Origin of the sequence: Pseudomonas arcuscaelestis (genome assembly GCF_016881005.1) — a bacterium.
GTDB lineage: Bacteria > Pseudomonadota > Gammaproteobacteria > Pseudomonadales > Pseudomonadaceae > Aquipseudomonas > Aquipseudomonas arcuscaelestis.
On record NZ_JACOPV010000023.1, the window covers coordinates 60175 to 86863 of the forward strand.

Below are 26689 nucleotides of genomic sequence, written 5' to 3' on the forward strand. Positions count from 1 at the left end.
GCATACTACACGCCCGTCCTACGCACTGACACAGGCAATCACCAATTGTGACCCGCTGTGCTAAAGTCGCGGCCCTTTAATGGTCCTGGTCGCCTGTACTGCGGTACATCTGGCACCGCATTGGGCCGGCTGCCCCTTTACAAGACTGAGAAACACCCGACATGACCCCTGTTCTAAAGCTGTTGAACCGTACCAGTCTGGTACTGCAGATCATGATCGGCCTTGTGGCCGGTATCGCCCTGGCGTTGACCGCCCCGCAAATCGCCCTGGACCTGGGCTTTATCGGCAAGGTGTTTGTCTCGGCGCTGAAGGCTGTGGCGCCGATTCTGGTGTTTATCCTGGTAATGGCCTCTATCGCCAACCATAAACACGGCACCGAAACCCACATTCGCCCGATCCTGGTCCTGTACCTGTTCGGTACCTTTGCCGCCGCCGTAGTCGCGGTGGCCGCCAGCATGCTCTTTCCGTCGAACCTGGCATTGAGCACCTCGGATGTCGCCTTGAGCGCTCCCGGCGGTATTGCCGAAGTACTGCAGAGTTTGCTGCTGAGCGTTGTCGACAACCCGGTGAGCGCCCTGATGAACGCCAATTTCATCGGCATCCTGGCCTGGGCCATCGGTCTGGGTGTGGCTATTCGTCACGCCGGGCCCACGACTCGCACGGTGGTCGAAGACTTGTCCAACGGTGTCACTCTGATCGTTCGCGTAGTGATTCGTTTCGCCCCACTGGGTATCTTCGGCCTGGTTGCCTCGACCCTCGCCCAGTCTGGCCTGGACGCGCTGCTGGGTTACCTGCATTTGTTGGCCGTGCTGATCGGCTGTATGTTGTTCGTGGCACTGGTGATCAACCCGCTCATCGTGTTCTGGAAAATTCGCCGCAACCCTTTCCCGTTGGTGCTTCTGTGCCTGCGTGAAAGCGGTATCACCGCATTTTTCACCCGCAGTTCGGCGGCCAACATTCCCGTCAACCTGGCCCTGAGCGAGCGCCTTGGCCTGCATGAAGACACCTATTCGGTATCGATCCCACTGGGTGCGACCATCAACATGGCGGGCGCGGCAATCACCATTACCGTGCTGACACTGGCAGCAGTACACACCCTGGGTATTGCCGTCGACATCCCGACCGCTATCCTGCTCAGTGTTGTAGCTGCTGTCTGCGCCTGTGGCGCTTCGGGTGTCGCCGGTGGTTCGCTGCTGCTGATTCCACTGGCCTGCAGTCTGTTCGGCATCCCCAGCGAAATCGCCATGCAAGTCGTGGCTGTCGGCTTCATCATCGGTGTGCTGCAAGACTCGGCGGAAACCGCGCTGAACTCCTCTACCGACGTGCTGTTCACCGCTGCCGCCTGTATGGGCGAAGAGCGCCGCAACGCCTGAGCCTGACCCGCAGCCGGTGTGCCCTGCACCGGCTGCTTGTATTTTACCCTGCCACGCACCTAGGCTAGAGGCCTTACTTCGCATAGAGACAGGGTCATGTCCGACGATCAGCAATCCCCTTCCGAAGCCCGCTTCAACAGCACCGAGATCCGCGTACTTGGCTCACTGATCGAGAAACAGGCCACCAGCCCGGAAACCTACCCGCTGACCTTGAACGCCCTAGTGCTGGCCTGCAATCAGAAAACCAGCCGTGAACCGGTGATGAACCTGAGCCAGGGCCAGGTCGGCCAGGCCCTGCGCGCCCTTGAAGGCCAAGGCCTGACGCGTCTGCAGATGGGTAGCCGCGCCGACCGCTGGGAGCACCGCGTGGACAAAGCCCTGGAACTGGTGCCAGCCCAAGTCACGTTATTGGGCTTGATGTTCCTGCGCGGACCGCAGACGGTGAACGAACTGCTGACCCGCAGCAGCCGCATGCATGAGTTCGAGGACAGCGAGCAAGTGGTGCATCAGCTCGAGCGCCTGATTGCTCGGGGCTTTGCCCTGCACCTGCCGCGCCAGGCAGGCCAGCGCGAAGACCGTTACACCCATTCCTTGGGTGATCCTGCCGAAATCGAGAGCATTCTTGCTGCGCGCCAGCAAGGCCCGGAGCGCAGCGTGGGTGGCGCAGTATCGCTGGAGCGTATCGAAGCACTAGAAGCACGGATTGCCGCGCTGGAAGAGCGACTGGCGCAGCTGGAATAAATCGACGAATTAGCCGTCGGGCTCAAAGCCTACGCTCTGGCGTAGGCCACCGCCTGCGCTACCTGCTCAGCCGTCGGCCGCACGCCGGTATACAGCACGAACTGCTCCAGTGCCTGCAGGGCAATCACCTCCAACCCGGTAATCACCGCCTTGCCCTGCTTCTGGGCCTCGATGATCAGCGGCGTACGCGCCGGCATCGCCACAACATCGAACACCCTCTGCGCCGCCGCGATCGCCTCAAGGCCAAACGCCAGTTGCTCAGCCTCGATGCCGCCCGCCATGCCGATCGGCGTTACATTGATCAGCATCGGTGGGCACAAATCTCCCAGCTCCGCCAGCCAACGGTAGTCGCAGCTGTCGGCCAACTGGCGACCCGCCTGCTCATTGCGCGCAACGATCGTGCCTTGGGTAAATCCTGCATCGCGCAAGGCGCTGGCCACGGCCTTGGCCATACCACCACTGCCACGCAGCGCAAACGCGGTACCCGGATCCACGCGATGCTGCTCTAGCAAATGTCGCACAGCCAGGTAATCGGTGTTGTAGGCCTTGAGCCTGCCGGCGTCATTGACGATGGTGTTGATCGACTCGATAGCCGCGGCCGACGGGTCGATCTCATCGACCAGGGCCATACAGGCTTCTTTATAAGGCATCGACACACCACAACCGCGAATGCCCAAGGCACGTATGCCGCCTACTGCTGCTGGCAAATCTTGCGTGGTCATGGCCTTGTAGTAGTAATCAAGGCCCAGTAATTGGTACAGGTAATTATGAAAACGTACACCAAAGGTACCGGGACGACCGGCCAGCGAAATGCACAACACAGTGTCTTTGCCGGGAACATGGGCCATACGGCTCTCCTCTGCAATCGAGTCGGCATTATGCACAGATGTGTCGATCGACGTTGTATGGCCAGGGTCGATGACAGTGATGAGCACTATCGAGCCAGTTGATTTCAACCTGCGCGCAGCAGCCCTTAAGGTAGGCCCATGAATCGCAGGAGAGTCCCCATGGCCCCTATCAACATTATGTCCGTAATCGGTAGCGCCGTTCCCGCCTCGCTCAGGAACCTGGGCCTGCTGGCTTGCTGGTATCTGGTTCGCGATGGTGAACAAGTGTCCGGGCCGCTGACTTCGCTGACTGCCGCCCAGAACCTGGCCAGCCGCATGCAGAACGCCAGTCTTCACGCATGAGGTGAATCGATCCGTTTTATCGTGCGTTGCTCCGCACTCCCCTTGCCCCGCCTTTTGGCGGGGCTTTTTATGGGCGGGCGAAGATCCTCACAAAGTTGCTAGAAAATGCTGGCAACCTTCAACCTGCGCTCTTGCCCCAGCCTTGGATCGCTTGCACGCGATCCTCATGCAGGTCCTGTAATTTAATGCGCCAGCGTGAAAAGGTCAGGTATCTGCTTGCATTCGGTGCCGCCACTCGATGGCGATTGCCACACCCGCGAGCAGAATAGCCAGCGTGTACGCAAAAAGGCCCAAGTTGATCCCGAAGATCATTTTCTCTGAACCGTCGGTAAGCACCATCGAGCCACCGTACCCATCCTGCAACCAGTACGCCATTAAGAACCCACCGGTTACGAACACAGTAAGAAGGCTCGCTAACTTGAGGTTGTCCTTGCCCCAGACGAGCCAGACACTAAAGGCTCCAATTGCCGTGTTGGTAAACAATTGCCAGGTCTCATGCAGCCGAGCGTGGGGTTCCCAGGCCGTGTTGAAAACATGAGTGTCGTTGACCTCAAAGATCGGTACGACCACGGCGTAAAAGACGATTCCAACCGTCACCAACAGCTTCGCAAGCATTAGTAACCTCCTTGTTCTTGGTTTGGGCACTACTTGTTCGCTGTACTGTAGCGTGGTGCGCTGAAGTCTTACAGGTGCAAAAGCCAAGGCGTGGAAGGCTTCACATCACACGTGAATAGCCGCTATTGATTCGCTGGAAAAAAGCCAGGATTAAATTTACTTCATATATGGCCCAATGATCACAGGCTAATCGACAGACTCTAGGCCATACTCCAGAATGCGAGCGTTTTTTTGGGGGAAAACCCTTGCACAGCCAACAACATACCAACTTTTAGTGAGCATTGACGTGAAAACCTCCCTTTCGATTCTAAGCCTGCTGCTGTTGCTCACCAGTACCGCGACTGTCCCAACGGCCACTGCTGCGCAACCCCCTGCCCAAGTGCAACGCGATCCTGCCAAGTTGCACCTGGCCTCTGGCGCTGCCTTGTTGATCGATTTGCAGACCAACAAGGTGCTTTACGCCAACAATGCCGACCGGGTAGTTCCCATCGCCTCGGTGACCAAGCTGATGACCGGCATGGTGGTGCTCGACGCCAAGCAGAACATGGATGAAATGCTCACCATGACCATCGCCCAGAACAAGGAAATGAAAGGGGTGTATTCACGGGTACGCCTGGGCAGCCAGCTCAGTCGCCGGGAAACGCTGCTGATTACCTTGATGTCTTCGGAAAACCGTGCGGCCTCGACGCTGGCGCACAATTATCCAGGCGGCTACAACGCATTCATCAAGGCGATGAACGCCAAGGCCAAGGCCTTGGGCATGGCCCACACCCGTTATGTCGAACCCACAGGCTTGTCGACCAGCAACGTCTCCACCGCACGTGACCTGGGCAAGTTGCTGCTGGCTGCGCGCAAATATCCGATGCTCAGCCAATTGAGCACCACCCGCGAGAAAACCGTGGCGTTCCGCAAGCCTAATTACACACTGGGCTTTCGCAACACCGACCACCTGGTCAACAAGAGCAACTGGGATATCGACCTGACCAAAACCGGTTTCACCAACGATGCCGGACATTGCCTGGTGTTGTTGACGAAGATGGATAACCGTCCGGTGGCCATGGTGATTCTCGATGCTTTCGGCAAGTACACCCACTTCGCCGACGCCAGCCGCATGCGCCAGTGGCTGGAAACCGGGAGCACCAAACCTGCACCTGCCGTAGCCATGCGCTACAAATCCGAGCGCAGCCAGAACCGCCCGCAGATTGACTGACTGATGTGCCGGGCCGGCGCGGCTTGCCCGCCAGGCCCACCGGTGTTCAAGCCGTGGTGCTGACCATGCTTCCAGCACCACCGCCGCCGGCGTCCAGCAGGGCCTTGACCAACTGCGCATTGGCGGTCATGAGCGCACTCATGGTTGCGCTCACCGCAGATTGTGCGGCGGCGACTGCCGAAGCCTTGGCGGTCGCTTCCATGTTGCTGCTCATGATTTCCTGAAGCTGCCTTTGTTGCTGCTCCAGTTGCTTTCGCAGGCGCTCGATCATCTTGCGCAGTTGCTGGATGTGCTCGGGTTCGCCGCTTTCAACAGATTCGTTGGCCTCGCTCTTGTTGCTGGCGGCAGCGCCAGAAAAGCTCAGCTTGAGCGGCTCTTCTTCGGTTTTCGCCGCCTGCGCCTCAGCGCCGACATTGATGTTCACAGCCCCGGTGGTCACACCGTTTAATGGGATTGCATTGTTCGATACCAGTGTAATGCCGACCATGCGTTCATCATCCTGAAGGTGTATGGGTTGACCTTCCTATCGGCCGATTACTGCACAACTTGAGTATGGCCCTCGCGTTAAATTTCCTGGTTCGCCACTCGTCCCTCCTGATACCCAAGCTTCGCCCCAGGCACTCTCACGCGCTGGGCAAGCCGCTCCGATCAGCCCCAGCGTCGAGATGGCAATGACTCAGACCCGCACCCGAAAAGCGTTGTACATCGGCCTGCCCCTGGCCCTGGCAGTGTCCGCAGTTGTAGCAGGTTACCTGTACACCAGGGAGGCCCCAGGCTACCCGCGCGCGATCATCGAGCAAGCGAGCGCCCTGCATGAACACATGTTGTCGTTCGACAGCCATGTCACCGTGCCGTTGAGCATGGGCAGTGCCGGCCACGAATTCGACGCCGACGGTACCGCTCAGCTGGATCTGGTCAAGATCGGCAAGGGCCGCTTGTCTGGCGCCGCCCTGACCGTGTTCGGCTGGCCGGAGCTATGGAACGGCCCGAATGCGCCGCACCGCCCTACTCCAGGGTTTGTCGATGAAGCCCGGCACCAGCAGGAAGTGCGCTACACAATCATCAGCAATATGGTTCGCGACTTTCCCAACCAGGTGGGAATCGCCTACACCCCCGAGGACTTCCGGCGCCTCAACCGTGAAGGCAAATTCGCCATTTTCATCAGCATGCTCAATGCCTACCCGCTGGGCCACGACCTGTCACAACTGGACCTGTGGACCGCCCGCGGCATGCGCATGTTCGGTTTCAGCTACACCGGCAACAACGATTGGGCGGATTCCTCGCGGCCGTTGCCATTTTTCAACGACACCGCCGACGCCCTCGGTGGCCTGTCGCCGCTCGGCGAGCAGGCGGTCAAACGCCTCAACGCACTGGGCGTCATTATCGACGTCTCGCAGATGTCGACCCTGGCCCTGGAAGATGTCGCGCGCCTGAGTCGCACGCCCATGGTTGCCTCACATTCGGCGCCACGGGCATTGGTAGACATCCCGCGCAACCTCAGCGACAAGGAAATGCAACTGATCAAGAACAGCGGCGGGGTTATTCAGGTGGTCGCGTTTGGCACCTACCTAAAACCGCTGAGCAAACCCACCCTGGACAAGCTTGAAGCGTTGCGCGCACGCTTTGACCTGCAACCCTTGCAAGGCCTGGCCAACGCCTTGATGCCGGGGGATGCGATCATTGCCATCTGGCCGCAAGCGCGCTTTGGCGAGTACGCCGGCAGCCTCTACGGCATCCTGGAGGAGGAGCCCAAGGCCACCCTCAAGGACCTCGTCGATGCCATCGACTACACGGTGAAGAAAGTTGGCATCGATCACGTCGGCATCAGTTCGGATTTCAACGACGGTGGCGGTGTCGACGGCTTTCAGGATGTCAGCGAGATCCGCAACGTCACTGCCGAATTGCTGACTCGCGGTTACTCCGAGGCCGATATCGGCAAGCTGTGGGGCGGCAACTTCCTGCGGGTATGGGATCAGGTGCAAAAAGCCGCAGACCCGGTTGCCAGCGTCACACCCTGACGCGACCAACAAAAACGCCGCCCGGGTTGACCAAGGCGGCGTTTTCATTGGCAGCAGCGCTTAGCTGGCCGTGGCCAACAGCGACACCTTCGCGTCATGCACCTGTCCACGCGACTTGTCGTGCTCATAAAGCGAGGCGGCAATCTCGTCGGCGCGGATCGGCAATACCGACAGCAAGGTATCACTCAACCCGTGACTGGCCTGACTGAAGCCCTGCATGTAAAGGCTGGCCTTGCAACGTTCATCGGTCAGCAGCCGGTAGCTGCGATCGACTTCATAGTCATGCAGATAATCTTCCAGCGGCGCCAGCAACTGGCGATGCACCTGGCGCTCGTACCCGGTGGCCAACACCACGGCGTCGTAGCCTTGCAGGCGGGTTTCGCCGGTGGCGTTGTTGCGCATCAGCAGTTCCACACCTTGCTCGGTGGCCCTGGCCTGCTGCAGTGTAGTCAGGGTATGGAACGCGTGACGGGCCACACCGGAGACTTTCTGCCGATAGAAGATCGCGTAGATACGTTCGATCAGGTCCAGGTCTACCACCGAATAGTTGGTGTTGTGGTACTCGCTGATCAAACGTTCGCGCTCGCTGACCGGCTGCTGGAACACCAGGTCGGTGAACTCTGGAGAAAACACTTCGTTGACGAACGGGCTGTCGTCGGCAGGCTTGAGTGCCGAACCACGGATGATCAAATCCACCTGCGCCGACGGGTAGCTGTCATTGAGGTCGATAAAGGCCTCGGCAGCACTCTGGCCGCCACCGACAATCGCGATTCGCATCGGCTTGCCGTCAACGCAAGGCTGCTTGGCCATGCGTGCCAGGTACTGGGAGTGATGGAACACCCGCGCATCACTCTTGAGTGCTTCGAAAATCGCTGGGATACGCGGCGTGCCCCCAGGGCTCAGCACCAGAGCGCGCGTGGTACGTGCGAACTCCACACCCTGCACATCCCGGGATATGACCCGCAATGCTTCAACCAGCTGATTGTTCAGCACCGGCTCAACCCGCAACACCTCTTCACCATAGCGACTGTGCGCCTCGAAATGCGACGCCACCCAACGCAGGTAATCATTGAACTCCATACGGCAGGGATAAAACGTGCCCAGGTTGATGAAGTCGACCAAACGGCCGTGCTGCTTGAGGTAGTTCACAAACGAGTACGGGCTGGTTGGGTTGCGCAGGGTTACCAGATCCTTGAGAAAGGATATCTGCAGCTCACTCTGGCTTACCAGCGTATTGCCGTGCCAACGGTAGTCGGCCTGTTTGTCGAGAAACAAGGTATCGAGCGGGCCCTGGATTTGTCCGCGCTCTTCCAGGGCGATGGCCAGGGCCAGGTTCGAGGGGCCGAAGCCGATGCCGATCAAGTCGTGTACGACGGCCGATTCAATTGCCTGAGTCATATCCAGTGTCCTCCAGATAAGCCCCGATGGTCGGGGTGAAACAAAGTAACCCTGTCGGTCATTGGCGAGGCGGCAGGTCGTCTGTTGACTAGGAACGAGCACAATCGGGGAAAATTTAACCAGCCTTCACACCTGGCAGTAGCGCAGTAAATTTTTTCCCGCTGCGCTCGTCCACCCCAGACAGCAGCGAACCATGAGAAGGCAATGACTCGACCACGTTGGCAGCACACCTTGCGTTTCGGCCTGCCCGTGCTCCTCGCGCTCGGCGCAGGCGCAAGCTGGTGGGCCTGGGACCAGGGCTATCGGGACAACCCCGGCTACAGTTTCGCGGTCATCCGTCAGGCGAATGACATTCACAAACGCCTGCTGACCTTCGATGGGCATATCAGTGTGCCGCTGACACTGGGTTCGGCACACAATCCACTGGATGGCGACAGCCAAGGCCAGTTCGATTTACCCAAGCTGCAGCGTGGTGGCCTGTCCGCGGCGGCGCTTACGGTGTTTGGCTGGCCGCCGATCTGGCAAGGCGAAGGTGCCCCGCATCGCCCCGGCCCCCACTTCGTTGCCCAGGCACGCGCGCAACAGGAATCCAGCTACCGCATCATCAACAACATGGCCCGCGACTTTCCCGAGCAGGCGGCTATTGCCTATTCAGCGGACGACGTTCGCAGGCTGCAAGGCGAAGGTAAGTTCGCGATATTCATCAGCATGCTCAATGCCTATCCACTGGGCACCAGCCTTGATCAACTGGACTTCTGGGCAGCCCGCGGCCTGCGCATGTTTGGCTTCAACTACGTGGGCAACAACGCCTGGGCCGACTCTTCGCGCCCCATGCCGTTCTTCCACGACACTGCCAACGCCCTGGGCGGTCTTTCACCGCTCGGCCAGCAGGCGGTACGCAGGCTCAACGACCTGGGCGTGATTATTGATGTATCGCAGATGTCCAGCCAGGCCCTGCGCCAGGTCAGCGCCCTCAGCCGCGCACCGCTGGTGGCCTCGCACTCCGGCCCACGGGCGTTGGTGGATATTCCGCGCAATCTGGATGACGACGAGTTGCGCCTGATTGCCGCCAGTGGTGGCGTAGTCATGATCCCCACCTACGGTGATTATCTGCGCCCGATCAGCCCGGCGAGCCGAACCCAGATCGAACGATTGCGCCAACGCTTCGAACTGCCGCCGCTGCCAAACCAGGCCTGGGCCTTGATGCCGGGTGACCCGGCGATTACCGCCTGGCCAGAACAGCGCTTTGGCGAGTATGCAAAAGCGCTGTACGCCATTCTCGCCGTGGAACCCAAGGCCACCCTGAGCGACTTCGGCAATGCCATCGATCACGCGGTAAAGACCATCGGTATCGAGCATGTCGGCATCAGCTCCGACTTCAACGACGGCGGCGGCCTCGTCGGTTTCGAGGATGTCAGCCAGATCCGCAACGTCACCGCCGAACTGCTGTCTCGCGGCTACTCCGAAGCCGATATCGGCAAGCTCTGGGGCGGCAACTTCCTCAGAGCCTGGGCCCAGGTCCAGCATTCCTCAAACACTCTCAGCGTGCGATGAACCTTGTCCATGACCGACCGTAGAACATTCCTCAAACAGGCCGGGCTGCTCGCCGCCGCTCTGCCGCTGGCCGGCACCTTCGGCACACACGCCCAGGCCACCGTGCCAACACCCACAGGCGGTGATAAATGGGCGCAGTTTCGCCAGTTGTTCGACCAGGATCCGACCTACATCCACTTTGCCAACTTTCTCGTCACCTCGCACCCTAGACCGGTGCGCGAGGCCATTGCCCAGCACCGTGCCAACCTTGATCGCAATCCAGGCCTGGCCATGGACTGGGACCTGGAGGAAACCTGGACCCGCGAAGCCGAGGTGCGTAAATGGGCCGGGCGCTATTTGAACGCCAAGCCGGCACAGATCGCCCTCACCGGTAGCACCACCGAAGGGCTGGCGATGATTTATGGCGGTATTCATGTGCGCCCGGATCAGGAAATTCTCACCACCCGCCACGAGCACTATTCAACCCACCATGTGTTGAACTTTCGCGCCGAGCGAGAAGGCACCAAGGTCCGGCGCATCGATCTGTTCAAGGCCCCGCACAGTGTTTCCAGTGACGAAGTGCTGGGCAGCATTGCGGCCAACATCCGCGCCAATACGCGGGTATTGGGCATGACCTGGGTGCATTCGGGCAGCGGCGTCAAATTGCCCATCGGCGAAATCGGCCAGCTTGTCGCCGAACACAACCGCAACCGCGACGACAAGGAGCGCATTCTCTACGTGGTAGACGGCGTGCATGGGTTTGGCGTGGAAAACCTCGACTTTCCCGACATGCATTGCGACTTCTTCATTGCCGGCACGCACAAATGGCTGTTCGGCCCACGCGGCACAGGGATCATCTGCGCCCGCTCGGAACAACTCAAGGATGTTACCCCACTGGTGCCGACCTTTTCCCAGGACAGCAACTTTGCCACCAGCATGACCCCTGGCGGCTATCACGCCTTCGAACACCGCTGGGCGCTGGACAAGGCTTTTGAGCTGCACCTGCAATTAGGCAAGGCCGAGGTCCAGGCCCGTATCCACCAACTCAATGCCGATTTACGCCAACGCTTGCAGGGCATGCCGCAGATAGAACTGGTAACGCCGAGCAGCGCGGCGCTGTCCTCGGGCTTCAGCTTTTTCCGGGTCAAGGGCAAGGACAGTGACAAGGTTGCCGCCGCGCTGATGAAGCAACGCGTCGTGGCCGACGCCGTCAACCGTGACGTTGGGCCCGTGGTGCGCACGGCGCCGGGTTTGCTCAACAACGAAGCCGAAATCGAACGCTTCATGGCCATCCTCGCCAAGGCTGTGTAGCGCCGCCCCTTTCATTAGAAAACGAGAGAGCAATGAATTCACAGACTCCCCATGTCTCGACAGCCAAGGTCATTTCCGGCCTGGCGCTCGGCGCCTTGCTCGTCACCCTAGCCCCCGCAATGGCCCAGGCAGACGAAGCCCATAAGCCCGGTGAAGTGTTCAAGGATTGTAAAGACTGCCCGGCAATGGTGGTGCTGCCCGCCGGGACCTTCACCATGGGCACCCCCGAAGACGAACAGGGTCGCGAAGCCGACGAAGGTCCGATGCACCCAGTGACGTTCAGCAAGCCCTTCGCCATGAGTCACTTCCAGGTACTCAGCGGTGAATGGAATGCCTACCTCAAGGACAGCGGTTACCAGATGCCCGACGGCGACGACCGTCCCGGCCGCGAGTGCCTGGCCGGTGTACCGCGCTATGCGCTCAGCGACGAGTACAAGCGCGCCGACAAGAACCGCTACCCAGCCGTCTGCATGAATTTCCATGAAGCCCAGGCGTATGCCGACTGGCTGTCGAAAAAGACCGGCAAACGCTACCGCCTGCTCAGTGAGGCCGAGCGCGAATACGCTGCGCGCGGTGGCAGCAAAGGTGCGCAACCTTTTCCACGCGATCAAGGCAAGGCCTACAGCATCGCCAAGCACGCCAATACCTATGGCCCGGAAGACGGCTTCAGCTTTCTCGCCCCGGCGGGCAGCTACGCGGCCAATGCCTTTGGCATCTACGACGCTCATGGCAACGTCTACGAGTGGACTGCCGATTGCCAGAATGACAGCTATGTCGGCGCCCCCAGCGATGGCAGCGCCTGGAAGCAAGGCGACTGCGTGGTCCGCATGATCCGCGGCAACGACTGGACCGAAGCACCGATTTTTTCACGTTCGGGCAACCGCAACTACCGGCGCCCTGATACCCGTGGCGACTGGATAGGCTTTCGCGTGGTGCGCGAGCTCTGATCGACAGCCAGGCAGGAGGCAACGCGGCTAAATCGTCCCGCGCCTGGCTCGTCTTCCAACACACAGCCATCGCCCGCTTCACGGGCCAGTCCACCCCGCCCTAGGCTCCCAGCCCGTTGCGAACGAGGTAGTTTCATGACCGCAGCATCGCGTAGTGCCACCCGCGAACTCTTGAGCCTGCTCAAGCCGTACCGCCTGTTGGTGATTTTTTCCATTGTTCTGGGCATCATCGGCGGCCTGGCCGTTACCGCCCTGCTCGCCACGGTCAATCAGGGCTTGCACAACGAAGACGGCATGAGCAAGGGTATCGTGCTGGCCTTCATCGGCCTGTGCGTGGTGGCGCTGCTGAGCAGCATCGCAGCCGATATCGGCACCAACTATGTAGGCCAGCATGTGATCGCCAAGCTGCGCAAGGAGCTGGGCGCCAAGGTGCTGTCGGCACCGATCGAGCAGATTGAACGCTACCGTACCCACCGTCTCATCCCGGTGTTGACCCACGATGTCGACACCATCAGCGACTTCGCCTTTTCCTTTGCTCCACTGGCCATTTCCCTGACCGTGGTGGTCGGCTGCATGGGGTATCTGGCCAGCCTGTCGCTGCCGATTTTCTTTCTTACCCTGACCGCTATCGGCGTCGGCTCGGCCATTCAGTACATCGCTCAGCGCAAAGGGTTGCGTGGTTTCAACGCTGCGCGCGAAGCGGAAGACGACTTGCAAAAGCACTATCAGGCCATTGCCGAAGGCGCCAAGGAACTGCGCATTCATCGCCCCCGTCGCCACGCCATGTTGACCCGCAATATTCAAGGCACCGCCGACCATATCCGCGACACCCACGTACGCTCGATCAACATCTTCGTGATCGCCAAGAGCCTGGGGACCATGCTGTTCTTCGTGGTCATTGGCCTGGCCTTGACCCTGCAATCGCTATGGCCGAGCAATGATCCGGCAGTAATCAGCGGCTTCGTGCTGGTGCTGCTGTACATGAAAGGTCCGCTGGAAAGCCTAATTGGCAACCTGCCGATCATCAGCCGCGCGCAGATTGCCTTCCGGCGCATCGCCGATCTGGCCGAACGTTTCTCTTCTCCGGAACCGCACCTGCTGCTCAATGCCGAGCACAGCGCGCCGGCTGCGCTCGAGCGTCTGGAGCTACGCAACGTGCAGTACAGCTTCCCGGCCGTGCCGGGCAGTGATCCATTTACCCTGGGGCCGGTCAACCTGAGTATCGCCCCTGGCGAAATACTGTTTATCGTCGGTGAAAACGGCTGTGGCAAAACCACCCTGATCAAACTGTTGCTGGGCCTCTACACCCCCCATCAGGGTCATGTACTGGTCAATGGCAACGCAGTGGATGCGCAAAGCCTGGACGACTACCGCCAGCACTTCACCACGATCTTCGCCGACTACTTCCTGTTCGAAGACCTGATGAAAGACGGCAGTACCCTGCCCGCCGATGCCGGCCAGTACCTGCAGCGCCTGGAAATCGCCCATAAGGTCAGCGTGCGCGATGGCGCGTTCACCACCACTGACCTGTCCACCGGCCAGCGCAAGCGCCTGGCGCTTGTCAGCGCCTGGCTGGATGAACGTCCGGTACTGGTCTTCGATGAATGGGCCGCCGACCAGGACCCGGCCTTCCGCCGGGTGTTCTACACCGAGCTGCTGCCTGACCTGAAACGCCTGGGCAAGACCATCATCGTCATCTCCCATGACGATCGCTACTTCGACATCGCCGACCATTTGCTGCGCATGGAAGCCGGCAAGGTTGTCAGCGAACCCAGCATCGCCTGAAAACTTCAGCGAACGCCCGCCGTTCGCTGCTTTACGTTAAATCCGACTCGTCGTCCTTCGTCTTTCTGAGAACGCACAATTCCTGCCGACGGCGACGAGATCGATGATGAATCCACAGCACTCCCTCCCCGAAGATGACCTGCTGGCCTTGCTCATGGCCGACGAAGCAGGCGCCCCGGACGCCATCGCCGCCCGTTCCGATCAAGCCCCTCAACCCCTGTCGTTTGCCCAGCAACGCCTGTGGTTCGTACAGCAATTCGCGCCGCAGGGTTCAGCCTACAATTTGCCACGGGCCTTGCTGCTCAAGGGCAAACTACGAGGGTATGCGCTGGAGTCGGCCCTGCAGCAGGTCGTTGAGCGCCATGACATCCTCAGAACCCGTTTCGAGGAAATCGACGGCCAGCCCATGCAGGTGCTTACCCCGCAGGCAAGACTGCACCTTCATCACCATGATCTTTCGACACTGAGCCCGCTCGATCGCGACACTCAGTTGCAACAACAGCTCGCGGCCGAGGCAGGAAAACCTTTTGACCTGAGCTGCGCCCCATTGATTCGCGCCAACCTGATTCGCCTGGCCGAGGACCGGCATGTGTTGCTGCTGAACATGCACCATATTGTCTCCGACGCCTGGTCCAACCCGATCCTCATGCAGGACCTGAGCCGCGCCTACCAGAGCGCAGTGCAAGGTCACAATCAAGTACTGCCACGGCCGGCCATCCAGTACAGCGATTATGCTCGCTGGCAGCGCCAGGACTACCCCACCACCGCCCAACATGCCAAGGCTGCGCGCTACTGGCGCGACTACCTTGGTGGCGAGATCACCCCGCTGGACCTGCCGTTGGATCGGCCTCGCATCGATGGCCGTGTAGCCCTCGCCGACACGGTTACCGCGAGCCTGCCGGCGCCACTGGTTGCAGGTCTCAACAGCTTTTGCCAAGCCCACGGGCTGACCCCATTCGTGGTGATGCTCGGCGCCTGGCAACTGCTGCTGGGCCGCTATGCCAATCAAAACGATTTCACCGTCGGCGTGCCCAATGCCAGCCGCAACCAGGCTCAGACCCAGGATCTGGTGGGCTACTTCGTCAGCAGCCAGATCTACCGCGCGCAACTCGACGGCAGGCAATCGGTGCTGAGCTTTTTGCAAGCGCTGCGCGAACAGTCGCTGGCGGCCCTGGAGCATGCCGACTATCCCATTGAACTGATCCTCGACGACCTGCAACTTCAGCGCAGCAGCGAAGCGAACCCATTGTTTCAGACCCTGTTCAACTGGCGCGTGGCGGGCGGCGAGCAAGCGCCTTTGCACTTCGCCGACCTGTTGCTGGACTTTCTGCCGCTGGGGCAGAAGGAAGCCAAGTTCGATGTCTCCCTGGATATTGCTTACAACCCCCGTAGCATTCAGGCCAGTTTCGAGTACGACAGCACGTTGTTCACCTGCGCCAGCATCGAGCGCCTGGCGCGGCATTGGCAGAACCTGCTGAACGCCCTGATCACCCAGGCGCAACGCGCCATTGGCGAACTGCCCATGCTCGACGCCAACGAGCAACAGGCGCTACTCGCCTGTGGCAACGACACCACCGTGCCGCGTCCAGACCTGCCCGCCGTGCACCTGCAAGTTGCGGCGCAAGCCGCCCGTACGCCTCAGCGCCTGGCCGTTGCCTGCCACGGGCAAACCCTCACTTTTGCCGAGCTCGACAACCGCGCCAACCGTCTCGCCCATCACCTGATAGAACTGGGCGTTGGCCCCGATGTGTTCGTCGGCGTGGCGCTGGAGCGTAGCGTCGAGCTGGTGGTCGGCCTGCTGGCGATTCTCAAGGCCGGTGGCGCCTACGTGCCGCTGGACCCGAACTACCCCGCTGAACGCCTCACCTACATGATGCAGGACAGCGCTGTTGAGCGCGTACTGCTGCACCCCGACCAGCAGCACAGCATGCGCCTGCCCGAGGGTGTGCAGGCGGTGTACCTGCACAGCGATCACGCGCCATTGCGCGGCTACGCCGAGACAGCGCCGCAGGTGACGGTCGACCCCGAACACCTGGCCTACATGATCTACACCTCAGGCTCCAGCGGCCAACCCAAGGGCGTACAGGTGCGTCACGGGGCGCTGGCCAACCATATGGCCTGGATGCAACAGTCACTGCAGCTGACAGCCGACGATCGGGTACTACAGAAGACCGCGATCAGCTTCGACGCCTCGGTGTGGGAATTCTGGCTACCGCTGCAGAACGGCGCCCAACTGCAGCTGGCCAGCCCGGCCCTGAGCCAGGATCTGTCCCTGCTCTGGCAGGAGATTGGCGCCGAGCGCATCACTGTCCTGCAGATGGCCCCGTCGCTGCTGCAAGCCCTGCTGAGCCAGGCCGATGCTCGACAATTGACCAGCCTGCGCCTGGTGCTGCTGGGCGGCGAAGCACTGGCGGTGGGGCTGGTAGCGCAACTACAGGCGTTGTGGCGGGGGCGCATCGTCAACCTCTATGGCCCGACCGAAGCGACCATCGACAGCTGCCAGCAGAGCATTGTCGAATCGCTCGACGGCGCCATCGCCCCGATCGGCCTGCCGATCGACAACGTTCGCGTGCACGTCCTGGATCGGCAACTGCAGCCTTGCCCACAAGGCGGCGCTGGCGAGCTGTATATCGGTGGCGCGGGCCTGGCGCGTGGCTACCACCAGCGCCCGGCACTGACTGCCGAGCGCTTCGTACCGGATCCTTTCAGCGCCAGCGGCGAGCGCCTGTACCGCAGCGGCGACCTCACCCGCCGGCGTGCCGACGGCACGCTCGAATACCTGAGCCGGATCGATCAGCAAGTGAAAATCCGGGGGCTGCGTATTGAGCTGGGCGAGATCGAGGCCCACCTGCTGCAGCAGGCCGGGATCGTCGAAGCTGCGGTACTGGCCCAACCGAGCGGCAACGGGCCGCAACTGGTGGCCTACCTTGCTGGCGCACACGTGCCCGACCCGCACAGCGCCGCCAGCCTGCGTGAATCACTGCGCCAAACCCTGCTGCAGCGCCTGCCGGATTACATGGTGCCGGCCCATTACCTGTTTCTCGACAGCCTGCCACTGACGCCCAATGGCAAGCTTGATCGCCGCGCGCTCCCGGCGCTGGATAGCCGTCACGGCCAAAGTGCCTATCAGGCGCCAAGTGACGCCATGCAGCAACACATCAGCCGTCTCTGGCAAGAGGTGCTCAAACTTGAGCAGATCGGCGTCAACGACAACTTCTTCGAGTTGGGCGGCGACTCGATTCTGTCCATCCAGGTCGTCAGCCGCGCCCGCCAGGCCGGCATTCATTTCACGCCCAAGGATCTGTTCAAGCACCAGACCATTCAAAGCCTGGCCCAAGTCGCGCACTGGGGTGAAAGCGCCGTGCAAGCCGATCAAGGCCCGGTGCTTGGCGCGACGCCGTTGCTGCCGATCCAGCATGCATTCTTTGCCAGCGCTATCGAGCAGCGCCAGCACTGGAACCAGTCGGTGATGCTCAAACCGACAGCCCCGTTGCATGCAGACACCCTGCATAGCGCCCTGGTAGCGCTGGTCGAACACCACGATGCCTTGCGCCTGCGCTTTACCCAGGTGGATAACCGCTGGCAAGCCATTCACACGCCGCTGACCGATAACTCGACACTGCTGTGGCAGCGCAGCGTCGCCGATGCACAAGCGATGCTCGATGTGAGCAATGCAGCGCAACGCAGCCTCGACCTCAGCGACGGACCGTTGCTGCGCGCGGTGTTGATGAGCCTGGCCGACGGCAGCCAGCGTCTGCTGCTGGTGGTCCATCATCTGGTCATCGACGGCGTGTCCTGGCGCATCCTCTTCGACGACTTGCAGCAGGTCTACCAGCAGTTGCGCAACGGTCAGGCGCCGAAGTTGATGGCCAAGACCAGCGCGTTCAAGTCTTGGGCCGAACGCTTGGGTGAACATGTCCGCAGCCGCGCAGTGGAGGCCGAGCTGGGGTATTGGCAGGCGCAGTTGCAAGGCTTGAACCCCGACTTGCCCTGCAACAACCCCAACGGCAGCTTGCTTGGCCGCCACGCCGCAACGCTCGGTGTGCAGTTGAGCCAGGCCCACACCCGCCAGTTGTTGCACACCGCGCCTGCAGCCTATCGAACGCAGATCAACGACTTGCTGCTGACTGCCCTGGCACGTGCAGTACAACGCTGGAGCGGCCAGTCACAGGTGCTGGTGCAGTTGGAAAGCCATGGCCGTGAAGCGCTGTTCGATGATATCGACCTGACCCGCAGCGTCGGCTGGTTTACCAGCCTGTACCCGGTGCGTCTGTCGCCGCAGGCAGCGATGGGGGATGCGATCAAGACCATCAAGGAGCAATTGCGCGCGGTACCAGACAAAGGTATCGGCTACGGCGCCTTGCGCTATCTGGGTGACGCCACGATTGCCGAGCAACTCCAGGCGTTGCCGCAGCCGCGTATCACCTTCAACTACCTGGGCCAGTTCGACGGCAGCTTCGATAGCGACAACGGCGCCTTGTTCGCCCCCAGCGGTGAAGCCGTCGGCGATGAAAAGAGCCATGACACCCCGCTCGGCAACTGGTTGACGGTCAACAGCCAGGTCTACGACAACCGCCTGAACATGGCCTGGACCTTCAGCCACGAAATGTTCGCTGAGGCTCAGGTGGAACAACTTGCACAGTTCTGCCGTGAAGAGCTGGAACAACTGATCGAACACTGCAGCAGCGGCGAGCACCTGGGCCTGACCCCTTCGGACTTCCCGCTGGCGACCCTCAGCCAACAGCAGCTCGACGCCCTGCCGATTGCCGTGCGAAACATCGACGATATCTACCCGCTGTCACCCATGCAGGAAGGTCTGCTGGTGCATACCTTGCTGGAGAAGCACTCGGGCATCTACTTCATGCAAGAGTGCTACACCATCGGCGAAAGCATCGACTACACCTTGTTCGATGCAGCCTGGCAGCAAGTGGTGCAGCGCTACGAAGCGATTCGTGCCTCGTTTCTGTGGAACACCGGTGGCCAATTGCTGCAGGTGATTCATCGCAACACCCCGGTCAAGGTTGAATTGCTCGACCTTAGCGATCTGCCCCTGGAGCAGGCCGAGCCGCGCATCATCGAACTGCTGCGCGAAGAGCGCGAAACGGGGTTCGACCTGGCCAAGGAGCCACCGATCCGCTTCAAGCTGATCAAACTTGCCGACCAGACTCACCGCTTTGTCATGAGCAACCACCACATTCTTATCGATGCCTGGTGCCGTTCGTTGCTGATGGCAGACTTTTTCGAGATCTACCACGCGGCCCGCGAAGGTCGGCCCAGCCAACTGGCCACGCCGTATCGCTTCCGCAATTTCATCGAATGGCTGCAGGGCCAGGACCGCGAGGCCGCGCAGGGCTTCTGGCAAGCGCAGCTTGCGGGGCTGGAGCAGGCCACGCCATTGCCCACCGACCGCCCGCAAATCAGTGGCGCGGCGCATTCGGTCATCGACGACAACTACACCTGGTTGAGCAATGAGCAAAGCATGCGACTGCAGGAAGCGGCCAACCAGCAACGGCTGACCGTCAACACCTTCGTCCAGGCTGCATGGGCCTTGACCCTGCATCATCACAGCCGCTCCCGCGATATTGTCTTCGGCGTAACCGTCTCCGGACGTCCGGCACATATTCCACAAATGCAGGATACCGTCGGCCTGTTCATCAACAGCGTGCCGCTGCGCATCAAGCTGCCCTCCCCGGACGTGCGCACCCGCACACTGGATTGGCTGCACACCATTCTCGACACCAACGTCTCGCTGCGTGAATACGACTACCTGCCGCTGGTAAACATCCAGGCCTGTAGCGAACTGCAAAAAGGCCAGCAACTGTTCGACAGCCTGTTTGTCTTCGAGAACGCGCCGATGGCCGCCTCGGTGGGTGCCGATGCGCAGGACATGGGGGTGATCTCCGAGTCATCGCGTACCCACACCAATTACCCGATTACCGTGGTGGTCTACCCTGGCGAGCAACTCGGCCTGCACCTGTCGTATGACACGCGCTATTTCGACCGCGCAACCATGGATGCACTGTTGGCGCAATTCAAGCAACTGCTGGTGAGCCTGCCTTCGCAGTTGCAGGCACCGCTTGAACAGGTGACGCAGCTGGAAAACGGCGAACATCACGACTGGATTGTGCAGCACAACCAGACTGCGGTCGCCCATGCCCTGGACCGTTCGTTCATCGAGCTGTTCGAAGCGCAGGTCGACCAGCACGGCGAGCAGCCCGCCGCCAGTTGCCAGAACGACGTGTGGAGCTACAACGCTCTCGACCGTCACGCCAACCGCGTTGGCCATGCCCTGCTCGCCCATGGTGTGACGCAGGACCAGCCGGTGGCGCTGCTGGCCGACCGCAGTCTGGAACTGCTGGCGACCATCGTCGGCGCTTTCAAGGCCGGCGCCGGTTACCTGCCGCTGGACCCAACCCACCCCGACGAACGTATTGCCAACATCCTCGCGGCCAGTCGCACCCCGGCGCTGATCTGTACTGCCCGCTACCTCGAGCGCGCCCGCTCATTGCTGGCAGGCCTGGCGCAGCCGGTGCAGCTGCTGGTCTGGGAAGACGTGCTCGATGGCGGCTACAGCGAAACCCGCCCGGGCATCTTCAGCGCAGGCAACAGCCTTGCCTACGTGATTTTCACGTCCGGCTCCACCGGGCTGCCCAAGGGCGTGATGGTCGAACAGGCCGGCATGCTCAACAACCAATTGAGCAAGGTGCCCTACCTTGGCCTGGGCCCGCACGACATCATCGCCCAGACCGCGTCGCAGTCGTTCGATATTTCGGTCTGGCAGTTCCTCACCGCGCTGCTGTGCGGCGCGCAGGTACGCATCATTCCCGATGAGGTGTCCAAGCACCCGGCGCGGCTGCTGGCAGAGCTTGAAGAACAGCACGTCAGCGTGTTGGAGATTGTCCCGGCACTGATCCATGCCCTGCTCGAAGAACAGCACAGCACCCTCACCGAACTGCGTTGGTTGCTGCCCACCGGCGAAGCCCTGCCGGCGGAAACCGCGGCGGCATGGCTGCAGCGTTATCCGCGCATTCCGCTGGTAAACGCCTACGGCCCGGCCGAATGCTCCGACGACGTTGCTTTCTACCAGATCGATCAAGCGGCCACCGAGCGCACCTACATCCCCATCGGCTACCCCACCGACAACAACCGCTTGTACCTGCTCGACGACTACTTGTGCCCCGTGCCTGACGGTGCAGTGGGTGAGATCTGCATTGCCGGTGTCGGCGTCGGTCGCGGCTATTGTGCCGATCCGGCCAAGACCGTCAGCGTGTTCGTGCCCAACCCCTTCGCCTTGCTGGCGGGCGAACGCCTGTACAAGACCGGCGACCTGGCGCGCCGACGCAAGGAAGACGGCGCCCTGGAGTACCTGGGACGGGTCGATCAGCAGGTCAAGGTCAATGGCTTTCGCATTGAGCTGGGCGAAATCGAGGCGCAAATCAGCCAGTTCCCCGGCATTCGCGAAGCCGCGGTGCTGGTCATCGAACAGGCCTTGGGCAAGCAACTGGTGGCGTTCCTCACCCTGGAAACCCTGGCACAGGCCGACAGTAACAACCTCGACGACCTGCGTGCATTTCTCAAGCGCCGCCTGCCGGTGTACATGAACCCCGGCCTGTACCAAGTGCTGGAACAGATGCCACGCAACGCCAACGGCAAGCTCGACCGCAAGGCCTTGGCCCGCCTCGAAACCCAAGGCCCGCAACAGGCTTTCCGCGCGCCGCAAAGCGAACTGCAACACGCCGTGGCGAGCATTTGGCAAACCGTGCTCAAGGCCGAGTACATCGGTCTTGATGACAATTTTTTCGCCCTGGGCGGCAACTCGCTGTTGGCCACCCAGGTCACCTCGCGCATCCAACTGGAGCTGGCAATCGAGGCGCCGTTGGCGGCCTTGTTCGAAAGCACCAGCCTGGAGGACTTCGCTCGGCGCCTGCCGTCCCCGGCGGCGCCAACCACTGAAAACGAATTGACCGATCTGTTCGATCTGCTCGATGTGCTGGAGACTCAATGATGCAAAGCAAAGCCCTGTCTGACTTGATCGAACGCTTTATCAAGTTGCCCACAGCCCAGCGCAAAACCCTCTACCAGCAAATGGTCAGCAAAGGCGTGAACATCGCGCGCCTGCCGATCCCGGTGACGCGCGACAGCTTTGATCGTATTGCGCTGTCGTTCGCCCAGGAGCGGCAATGGTTTCTCTGGGGGCTGGACCCCAGCAGCAGTGCCTACAATCTGCCAACCGCTCTGCGCTTGCGCGGTGCGTTGGATGTGCCGGCCTTGCAGGGCAGTTTCGATGCTTTGGTGATGCGTCACGAAAGCCTGCGCACACGCTTTGTCGAAGAGGGTGACCAACGCCTGCAAGTGGTCGAGGCCGAAGGCCGAATTGTCATGGAGCAGTTGGCGCTACCCGCTACTGGCAACGACACCACTGACCGCTTGGATGCCTACATCGCCGAACAGATTGCCCGGCCGTTCGATCTGCAGAACGGGCCGTTGCTACGCGTGCAGTTGCTGCGCCTGGGTGCCGACGACCATGTCTTGTTGTTGGTGCAGCACCATATCGTTTCCGATGCCTGGTCGATGCAGGTGATGGTCCGCGAACTGATCGCCGGCTACAGCCAGAAAAGTGCCGGGCAACCCACGACCCTGCCCGACTTACCGATCCAATATGCCGACTACGCACTGTGGCAACGCCACTGGATGGAAGCCGGTGGCCGCGAAGAGCAGTTAGCCTACTGGCGCGAACAACTGGGTGATGAACAGCCGGTACTGCAGCTACCCGCCAGCCGCCCACGGCCGCCGGTACGCAGTGATCGCGGCGCGTTGCACAAGATAGAGCTGGACGCTGAACTGGGTCAGGCGCTCAAGGCCTTGGCCAAGCAGCAAGGGGTAACCCTGTTCATGCTCATGCTCGCCTCGTTCCAGGCCTTGCTGCATCGTTGCAGCGGCCAGGACGACATTCGCGTCGGCGTGCCCATTGCCAACCGCAACCGGGCAGAAACCGAAGGGCTGATCGGCTTTTTCGTCAACACCCAGGTGCTGCGTGCGCAGTTGCATGGCGAGCTGTCGTTCAGCGACCTGCTGCTGCAGGTCAAGCAGCGCGCCCTGGGTGCCCAGGCCCATCAGGACCTGCCGTTCGAGCAACTGGTCGATGCCCTGCAGCCTGAGCGCAACATGAGCCACAACCCTCTGTTCCAGGTGGTCTACAACCACATCAGCGCCGCGCCGGTCAGCGCCGTAGCGGCGTCCGGGCAGATACAGGGATTGGCTGTCGAAGCAATCGAGTGGCACAACCAGACCGCGCAGTTCGACCTGGCCCTCAACACCTACGAATCAGAGCAGAGCCTGTCGGCCTCGTTCATCTATGCAGCCGATCTGTTTGATGCGCAAGATACATGTTTGCTGGCCAGTCACTGGCTGAATCTATTGCGTGCCATTGCCCGCAACCCGCAGCAACGCATCGGTGAGCTGACGTTGCTCGACCCTGACCAGCAACAGGCGATTCTGGCTCAGTGGAACCCGGCGCCGCGCCGCTTCGAAGTCGAGCGCTGCCTGCACACCTTGATAGAGCGCCAGGCCGCTCTGCGTCCACAGGCCATTGCGTTGACCTTTGAAAGCCAGCACCTGAGTTATGAGGCGCTCAACCGTCGCGCCAACCGCCTGGCCCATCACCTGATCAACCAGGGCGTCGGCCCCGACCACCTGGTCGGCCTGGCCTGCGAGCGTTCCTTCGACATGCTTGTGGCTATCCTCGCCATCCTCAAGGCCGGCGGCGCCTATGTACCGCTCGACCCGCAATATCCCGAGGACCGCCTGGCCTACATGATCGAAGACAGCGGCATCGCCCTGCTCCTGGGGCAACCGGCGGTGCTCCAGCACCTGCCACTGCCCGAAGGGCTAGTAACCGTCGCCCTCGACGCGAGCTTTGCCGAACAGCCCGAGCACAACCCGGCTGTTGCCCTGAGCCCAGACAACCTGGCCTATGTCATCTACACCTCAGGCTCCACCGGCCGGCCCAAAGGCACGCTGTTGCCGCACCGCAACGTGCTGCGCCTGTTCGACGCCACCCAGGATTGGTTCGGCTTCGACCACAACGATGTCTGGAGCCTGTTCCACTCCTATGCCTTCGATTTCTCGGTGTGGGAGATCTTCGGTGCCCTGCTCCATGGCGGCCGCCTGCTGATCGTGCCTCAAGACACCACGCGTGCCCCGGACGACTTCTACGCCTTGCTGTGCGACGCAGGCGTCAGCGTCCTCAACCAGACCCCATCGGCGTTCCGCCAGCTCATGCATGTGGCCTGCGCCGAGCAGAACCTGCAGCGTGACAACCGCCTGCGCCATGTGGTGTTCGGCGGCGAAGCCCTCGATGTCGGCAGCCTGGCGCCCTGGTTCCAGCGCTTCGGCGACCAGGCCCCGCGCCTGGTCAACATGTACGGCATCACCGAAACCACCGTGCACGTCACCTACCGCCCGTTGTCGTGCGCCGACCTGCAGCAGGCCAGCGTCAGCCCGATTGGTGAGCCGATCCCGGACCTGTCCTGGTACCTGCTCGACGCCCAGCTCAACCCGGTGCCGTACAATTGCATCGGTGAGCTGTATGTCGGTCGCGCGGGCCTTGCCCGTGGCTACCTCAACCGCGCCGATCTCACTGCCACACGCTTCATTCCCAACCCGTTCGACAATGACGGCAGCCGCCTGTACCGAACCGGTGACCTGGCGCGCTGCACTGCCGATGGGGTAATCGAATACATCGGCCGTATCGACCATCAGGTCAAGATTCGTGGTTTCCGTATCGAGCTGGGTGAAATCGAGGCGCGCCTGCAAGCCCTCGACGGCATTCGCGATGCAGTGGTGCTGGCGCAACCTGGCCCCAGCGGCGCGCAACTGGTGGCCTACGTGGTGGCCGACGATGCCCAACTGGAGGTCGCCGAGCTCAAGGCCCGGCTCAAGGCGTCGCTGCCCGACTACATGGTCCCCGCACATGTGCTACTGCTCGAACGCCTGCCGCTGACCACCAATGGCAAGCTCGATCGCAAGGCGTTGCCACAGCCGGATACCAGCCTGACGCAGAGTGAGTACATCGCACCGCACAGCGCCCTGGAAAAACAGATCGCCGCAATCTGGCAAGACGTTCTGCACGTCGAGCGGGTCGGGCTTACCGACAACTTCTTCGAGCTTGGCGGTCATTCCCTGCTGGCGACCCAGATCAGGTCGCGTATCCGCCAGCAGATGGGTATCGATGTCGCGTTGCGCACCCTGTTCGAACACAACACCCTTGCAGCCTTCTGTCTGGCCCTCGGTCAGAGTACCGCCACCGAACAGCCCGCACTGAGCCCCGCCGACCGCAGTCAATCGCTGCCATTGTCCTACGCGCAGGAGCGCCAGTGGTTCCTCTGGCAACTGCACCCCGAAAGCGCCGCCTATCACATTCCTGCGGCGCTGCGATTGCGCGGCCCGCTCGATTGTGCAGCCCTGGAAGTGGCGTTCAATCGTGTATTGGCCCGGCATGAAAGCCTGCGTACCACCTTCGTTGAAAGCGACGGTCGTGCGCAACAACACATTGCCGAGGCGCAAACGCTGAATCTTACAGTGGAGCACCTGGAGCGCGGCGCCGATCAGCAACAACAGATCCGTGATTATGTCGCGGCCCAGGTCCAGCGTCCGTTCAATCTGCGCCAAGGTCCTTTGCTGCGGGTCAATCTGCTGCACACCGACCACGACGAGCATGTTCTGCTGTTGGTCCAGCACCATATTGTTTCCGATGCCTGGTCGATGCAGGTGATGGTCGAGGAACTGGTACAACACTACCGCGCCGCTACCCAGGGGCTGTCGCTCGACTTGCCAGCCCTGACGATCCAATACGCCGACTATGCAGGTTGGCAGCGCCAGTGGATGGAAGGCGGTGAGCGCGATCGCCAACTGCATTACTGGACAGCCCATCTGGCGGGGGCCCAAGGCGTACTTGAATTGCCAACCGATCACCCACGTCCTGCAACCTTGAGCGCCCGAGGCGGCCGGGTGGATATGCGACTGGACGACAGGTTGGTCGAACAACTGCGTCAGCTGGCCCACGCCCAGGATGTCACCCTGTTCATGCTGCTTCTGGCTTCGTTCCAGACGTTGCTGCACCGCTACAGTGGCCAGGACGACATTCGTGTTGGCGTACCGATCGCCAACCGCGACCGCCTGGAAACCGAGCGACTGATCGGATTTTTCGTCAATACCCAGGTGCTCAAGGCCGACTTCAGCGGCCACGATGCCTTCGTTGAATTGCTGCAGCAAGCCAAGGAAGCAGCGCTAGGAGCCCAGCAACATCAGGCGCTGCCTTTCGAGCAACTGGTCGAGGCGCTGCACCCGGAGCGCAGCCTCAGTCATAACCCTCTGTTCCAGGCCATGTACAACCACCAGAGCGCCAGTCGCCAAGCGCAATCCCTGTCACTGCCGGGGCTCAGCGTCGAGGCCCTGGAATGGGATGCCGGCACGGCTCAACTGGACCTGACCCTGGAAACCCAGGATAGCGACCAAGGGCTGACGGCAGCGTTGATCTACGCCAGCGATCTGTTCGAGCACAGCACCA

Annotated in this window: 15 protein-coding genes; 11 read left to right on the plus strand and 4 right to left on the minus strand. The window is 61.2% G+C overall.

Going from position 1 to position 26689, the window contains the following annotated elements:
* Positions 1-161 precede the first annotated feature (161 nt).
* The gene (sstT, locus tag H8F21_RS27190; RefSeq protein ID WP_203482342.1) at positions 162-1373 is read left to right on the plus strand and encodes a serine/threonine transporter SstT; all 1212 of its coding nucleotides are present in this window, start codon (positions 162-164) and stop codon (positions 1371-1373) included.
* Between the two features lie 96 nt (positions 1374-1469).
* On the plus strand, positions 1470-2114 hold the full coding sequence (locus H8F21_RS27195) for a YceH family protein (protein ID WP_203482344.1): 645 nt from the start codon (positions 1470-1472) through the stop codon (positions 2112-2114).
* Positions 2115-2143: 29 nt separating this feature from the next.
* Here H8F21_RS27195 and H8F21_RS27200 read toward each other — a convergent pair whose 3' ends face one another.
* Positions 2144-2962, minus strand: coding sequence for a shikimate 5-dehydrogenase (locus tag H8F21_RS27200; RefSeq protein ID WP_203482349.1), 819 nt, complete (start codon positions 2960-2962; stop codon positions 2144-2146).
* A 159-nt stretch (positions 2963-3121) separates the two neighbouring features.
* Between H8F21_RS27200 and H8F21_RS27205 the strand changes: the two genes are divergently transcribed.
* Positions 3122-3304, plus strand: a complete 183-nt coding sequence (locus H8F21_RS27205; RefSeq protein WP_203482350.1) for a hypothetical protein — start codon at positions 3122-3124, stop codon at positions 3302-3304.
* A 204-nt stretch (positions 3305-3508) separates the two neighbouring features.
* Here H8F21_RS27205 and H8F21_RS27210 read toward each other — a convergent pair whose 3' ends face one another.
* Entirely contained in the window at positions 3509-3919 is a 411-nt protein-coding gene (locus tag H8F21_RS27210; RefSeq protein ID WP_203482352.1) for a hypothetical protein, read from the minus strand.
* A 286-nt stretch (positions 3920-4205) separates the two neighbouring features.
* Here H8F21_RS27210 and pbpG point away from each other — a divergent pair, with 286 nt between their 5' ends.
* Positions 4206-5129 carry a D-alanyl-D-alanine endopeptidase gene (gene pbpG / locus H8F21_RS27215; protein ID WP_203482354.1) on the plus strand — a complete coding sequence of 308 codons (924 nt, stop codon included), beginning with the start codon at positions 4206-4208 and terminating at the stop codon, positions 5127-5129.
* Between the two features lie 46 nt (positions 5130-5175).
* Here the strand turns inward: pbpG and H8F21_RS27220 are convergent, their stop codons facing one another.
* A complete protein-coding gene (locus H8F21_RS27220) occupies positions 5176-5616 on the minus strand; it encodes a hypothetical protein (RefSeq protein ID WP_203585701.1) in 441 nt (146 codons plus the stop codon).
* A 184-nt stretch (positions 5617-5800) separates the two neighbouring features.
* Between H8F21_RS27220 and pvdM the strand changes: the two genes are divergently transcribed.
* Positions 5801-7147, plus strand: coding sequence for a pyoverdine-tailoring dipeptidase-like protein PvdM (gene pvdM / locus H8F21_RS27225; RefSeq protein WP_203585702.1), 1347 nt, complete (start codon positions 5801-5803; stop codon positions 7145-7147).
* A gap of 60 nt (positions 7148-7207) precedes the next feature.
* Here pvdM and H8F21_RS27230 read toward each other — a convergent pair whose 3' ends face one another.
* Positions 7208-8545 carry a lysine N(6)-hydroxylase/L-ornithine N(5)-oxygenase family protein gene (locus H8F21_RS27230; protein ID WP_203585703.1) on the minus strand — a complete coding sequence of 446 codons (1338 nt, stop codon included), beginning with the start codon at positions 8543-8545 and terminating at the stop codon, positions 7208-7210.
* Positions 8546-8749: 204 nt separating this feature from the next.
* Between H8F21_RS27230 and H8F21_RS27235 the strand changes: the two genes are divergently transcribed.
* The 6 genes from H8F21_RS27235 to H8F21_RS27260 all read left to right on the plus strand — a co-directional run.
* The gene (locus H8F21_RS27235) at positions 8750-10099 is read left to right on the plus strand and encodes a dipeptidase (RefSeq protein ID WP_203585704.1); all 1350 of its coding nucleotides are present in this window, start codon (positions 8750-8752) and stop codon (positions 10097-10099) included.
* A 9-nt stretch (positions 10100-10108) separates the two neighbouring features.
* A complete protein-coding gene (gene pvdN, locus H8F21_RS27240) occupies positions 10109-11389 on the plus strand; it encodes a pyoverdine-tailoring periplasmic protein PvdN (protein WP_203585705.1) in 1281 nt (426 codons plus the stop codon).
* Between the two features lie 32 nt (positions 11390-11421).
* Positions 11422-12336 carry a formylglycine-generating enzyme family protein gene (locus H8F21_RS27245; RefSeq protein ID WP_203585706.1) on the plus strand — a complete coding sequence of 305 codons (915 nt, stop codon included), beginning with the start codon at positions 11422-11424 and terminating at the stop codon, positions 12334-12336.
* A gap of 135 nt (positions 12337-12471) precedes the next feature.
* Positions 12472-14121 (plus strand): cyclic peptide export ABC transporter, encoded by a 1650-nt coding sequence (locus H8F21_RS27250; RefSeq protein ID WP_203585707.1) that lies wholly within the window; start codon positions 12472-12474, stop codon positions 14119-14121.
* 106 nt (positions 14122-14227) lie between these two features.
* Complete coding sequence (locus H8F21_RS27255) at positions 14228-22126, plus strand: non-ribosomal peptide synthetase (protein WP_203585708.1); 7899 nt, start codon at positions 14228-14230, stop codon at positions 22124-22126.
* A partial coding sequence (locus tag H8F21_RS27260; RefSeq protein WP_413243053.1) for an amino acid adenylation domain-containing protein occupies positions 22126-26689 on the plus strand: 4564 nt, incomplete at its 3' end. The genes H8F21_RS27255 and H8F21_RS27260, both read left to right, overlap by 1 nt.

What these genes read in the sequence shown, in the direction of transcription:
- H8F21_RS27235 (WP_203585704.1), top strand. Translation starts at nt 8,750, where the DNA reads ATGACTCGACCACGTTGGCAGCACACCTTGCGTTTCGGCCTGCCCGTG.
- H8F21_RS27250 (WP_203585707.1), top strand. Translation starts at nt 12,472, where the DNA reads ATGACCGCAGCATCGCGTAGTGCCACCCGCGAACTCTTGAGCCTGCTC.
- pvdM (WP_203585702.1), top strand. Translation starts at nt 5,801, where the DNA reads ATGACTCAGACCCGCACCCGAAAAGCGTTGTACATCGGCCTGCCCCTG.
- H8F21_RS27205 (WP_203482350.1), top strand. Translation starts at nt 3,122, where the DNA reads ATGGCCCCTATCAACATTATGTCCGTAATCGGTAGCGCCGTTCCCGCC.
- H8F21_RS27255 (WP_203585708.1), top strand. Translation starts at nt 14,228, where the DNA reads ATGAATCCACAGCACTCCCTCCCCGAAGATGACCTGCTGGCCTTGCTC.
- H8F21_RS27210 (WP_203482352.1), bottom strand. Translation starts at nt 3,919, where the DNA reads ATGCTTGCGAAGCTGTTGGTGACGGTTGGAATCGTCTTTTACGCCGTG.
- H8F21_RS27220 (WP_203585701.1), bottom strand. Translation starts at nt 5,616, where the DNA reads ATGGTCGGCATTACACTGGTATCGAACAATGCAATCCCATTAAACGGT.
- H8F21_RS27200 (WP_203482349.1), bottom strand. Translation starts at nt 2,962, where the DNA reads ATGGCCCATGTTCCCGGCAAAGACACTGTGTTGTGCATTTCGCTGGCC.
- pvdN (WP_203585705.1), top strand. Translation starts at nt 10,109, where the DNA reads ATGACCGACCGTAGAACATTCCTCAAACAGGCCGGGCTGCTCGCCGCC.
- H8F21_RS27230 (WP_203585703.1), bottom strand. Translation starts at nt 8,545, where the DNA reads ATGACTCAGGCAATTGAATCGGCCGTCGTACACGACTTGATCGGCATC.
- H8F21_RS27245 (WP_203585706.1), top strand. Translation starts at nt 11,422, where the DNA reads ATGAATTCACAGACTCCCCATGTCTCGACAGCCAAGGTCATTTCCGGC.
- H8F21_RS27195 (WP_203482344.1), top strand. Translation starts at nt 1,470, where the DNA reads ATGTCCGACGATCAGCAATCCCCTTCCGAAGCCCGCTTCAACAGCACC.
- sstT (WP_203482342.1), top strand. Translation starts at nt 162, where the DNA reads ATGACCCCTGTTCTAAAGCTGTTGAACCGTACCAGTCTGGTACTGCAG.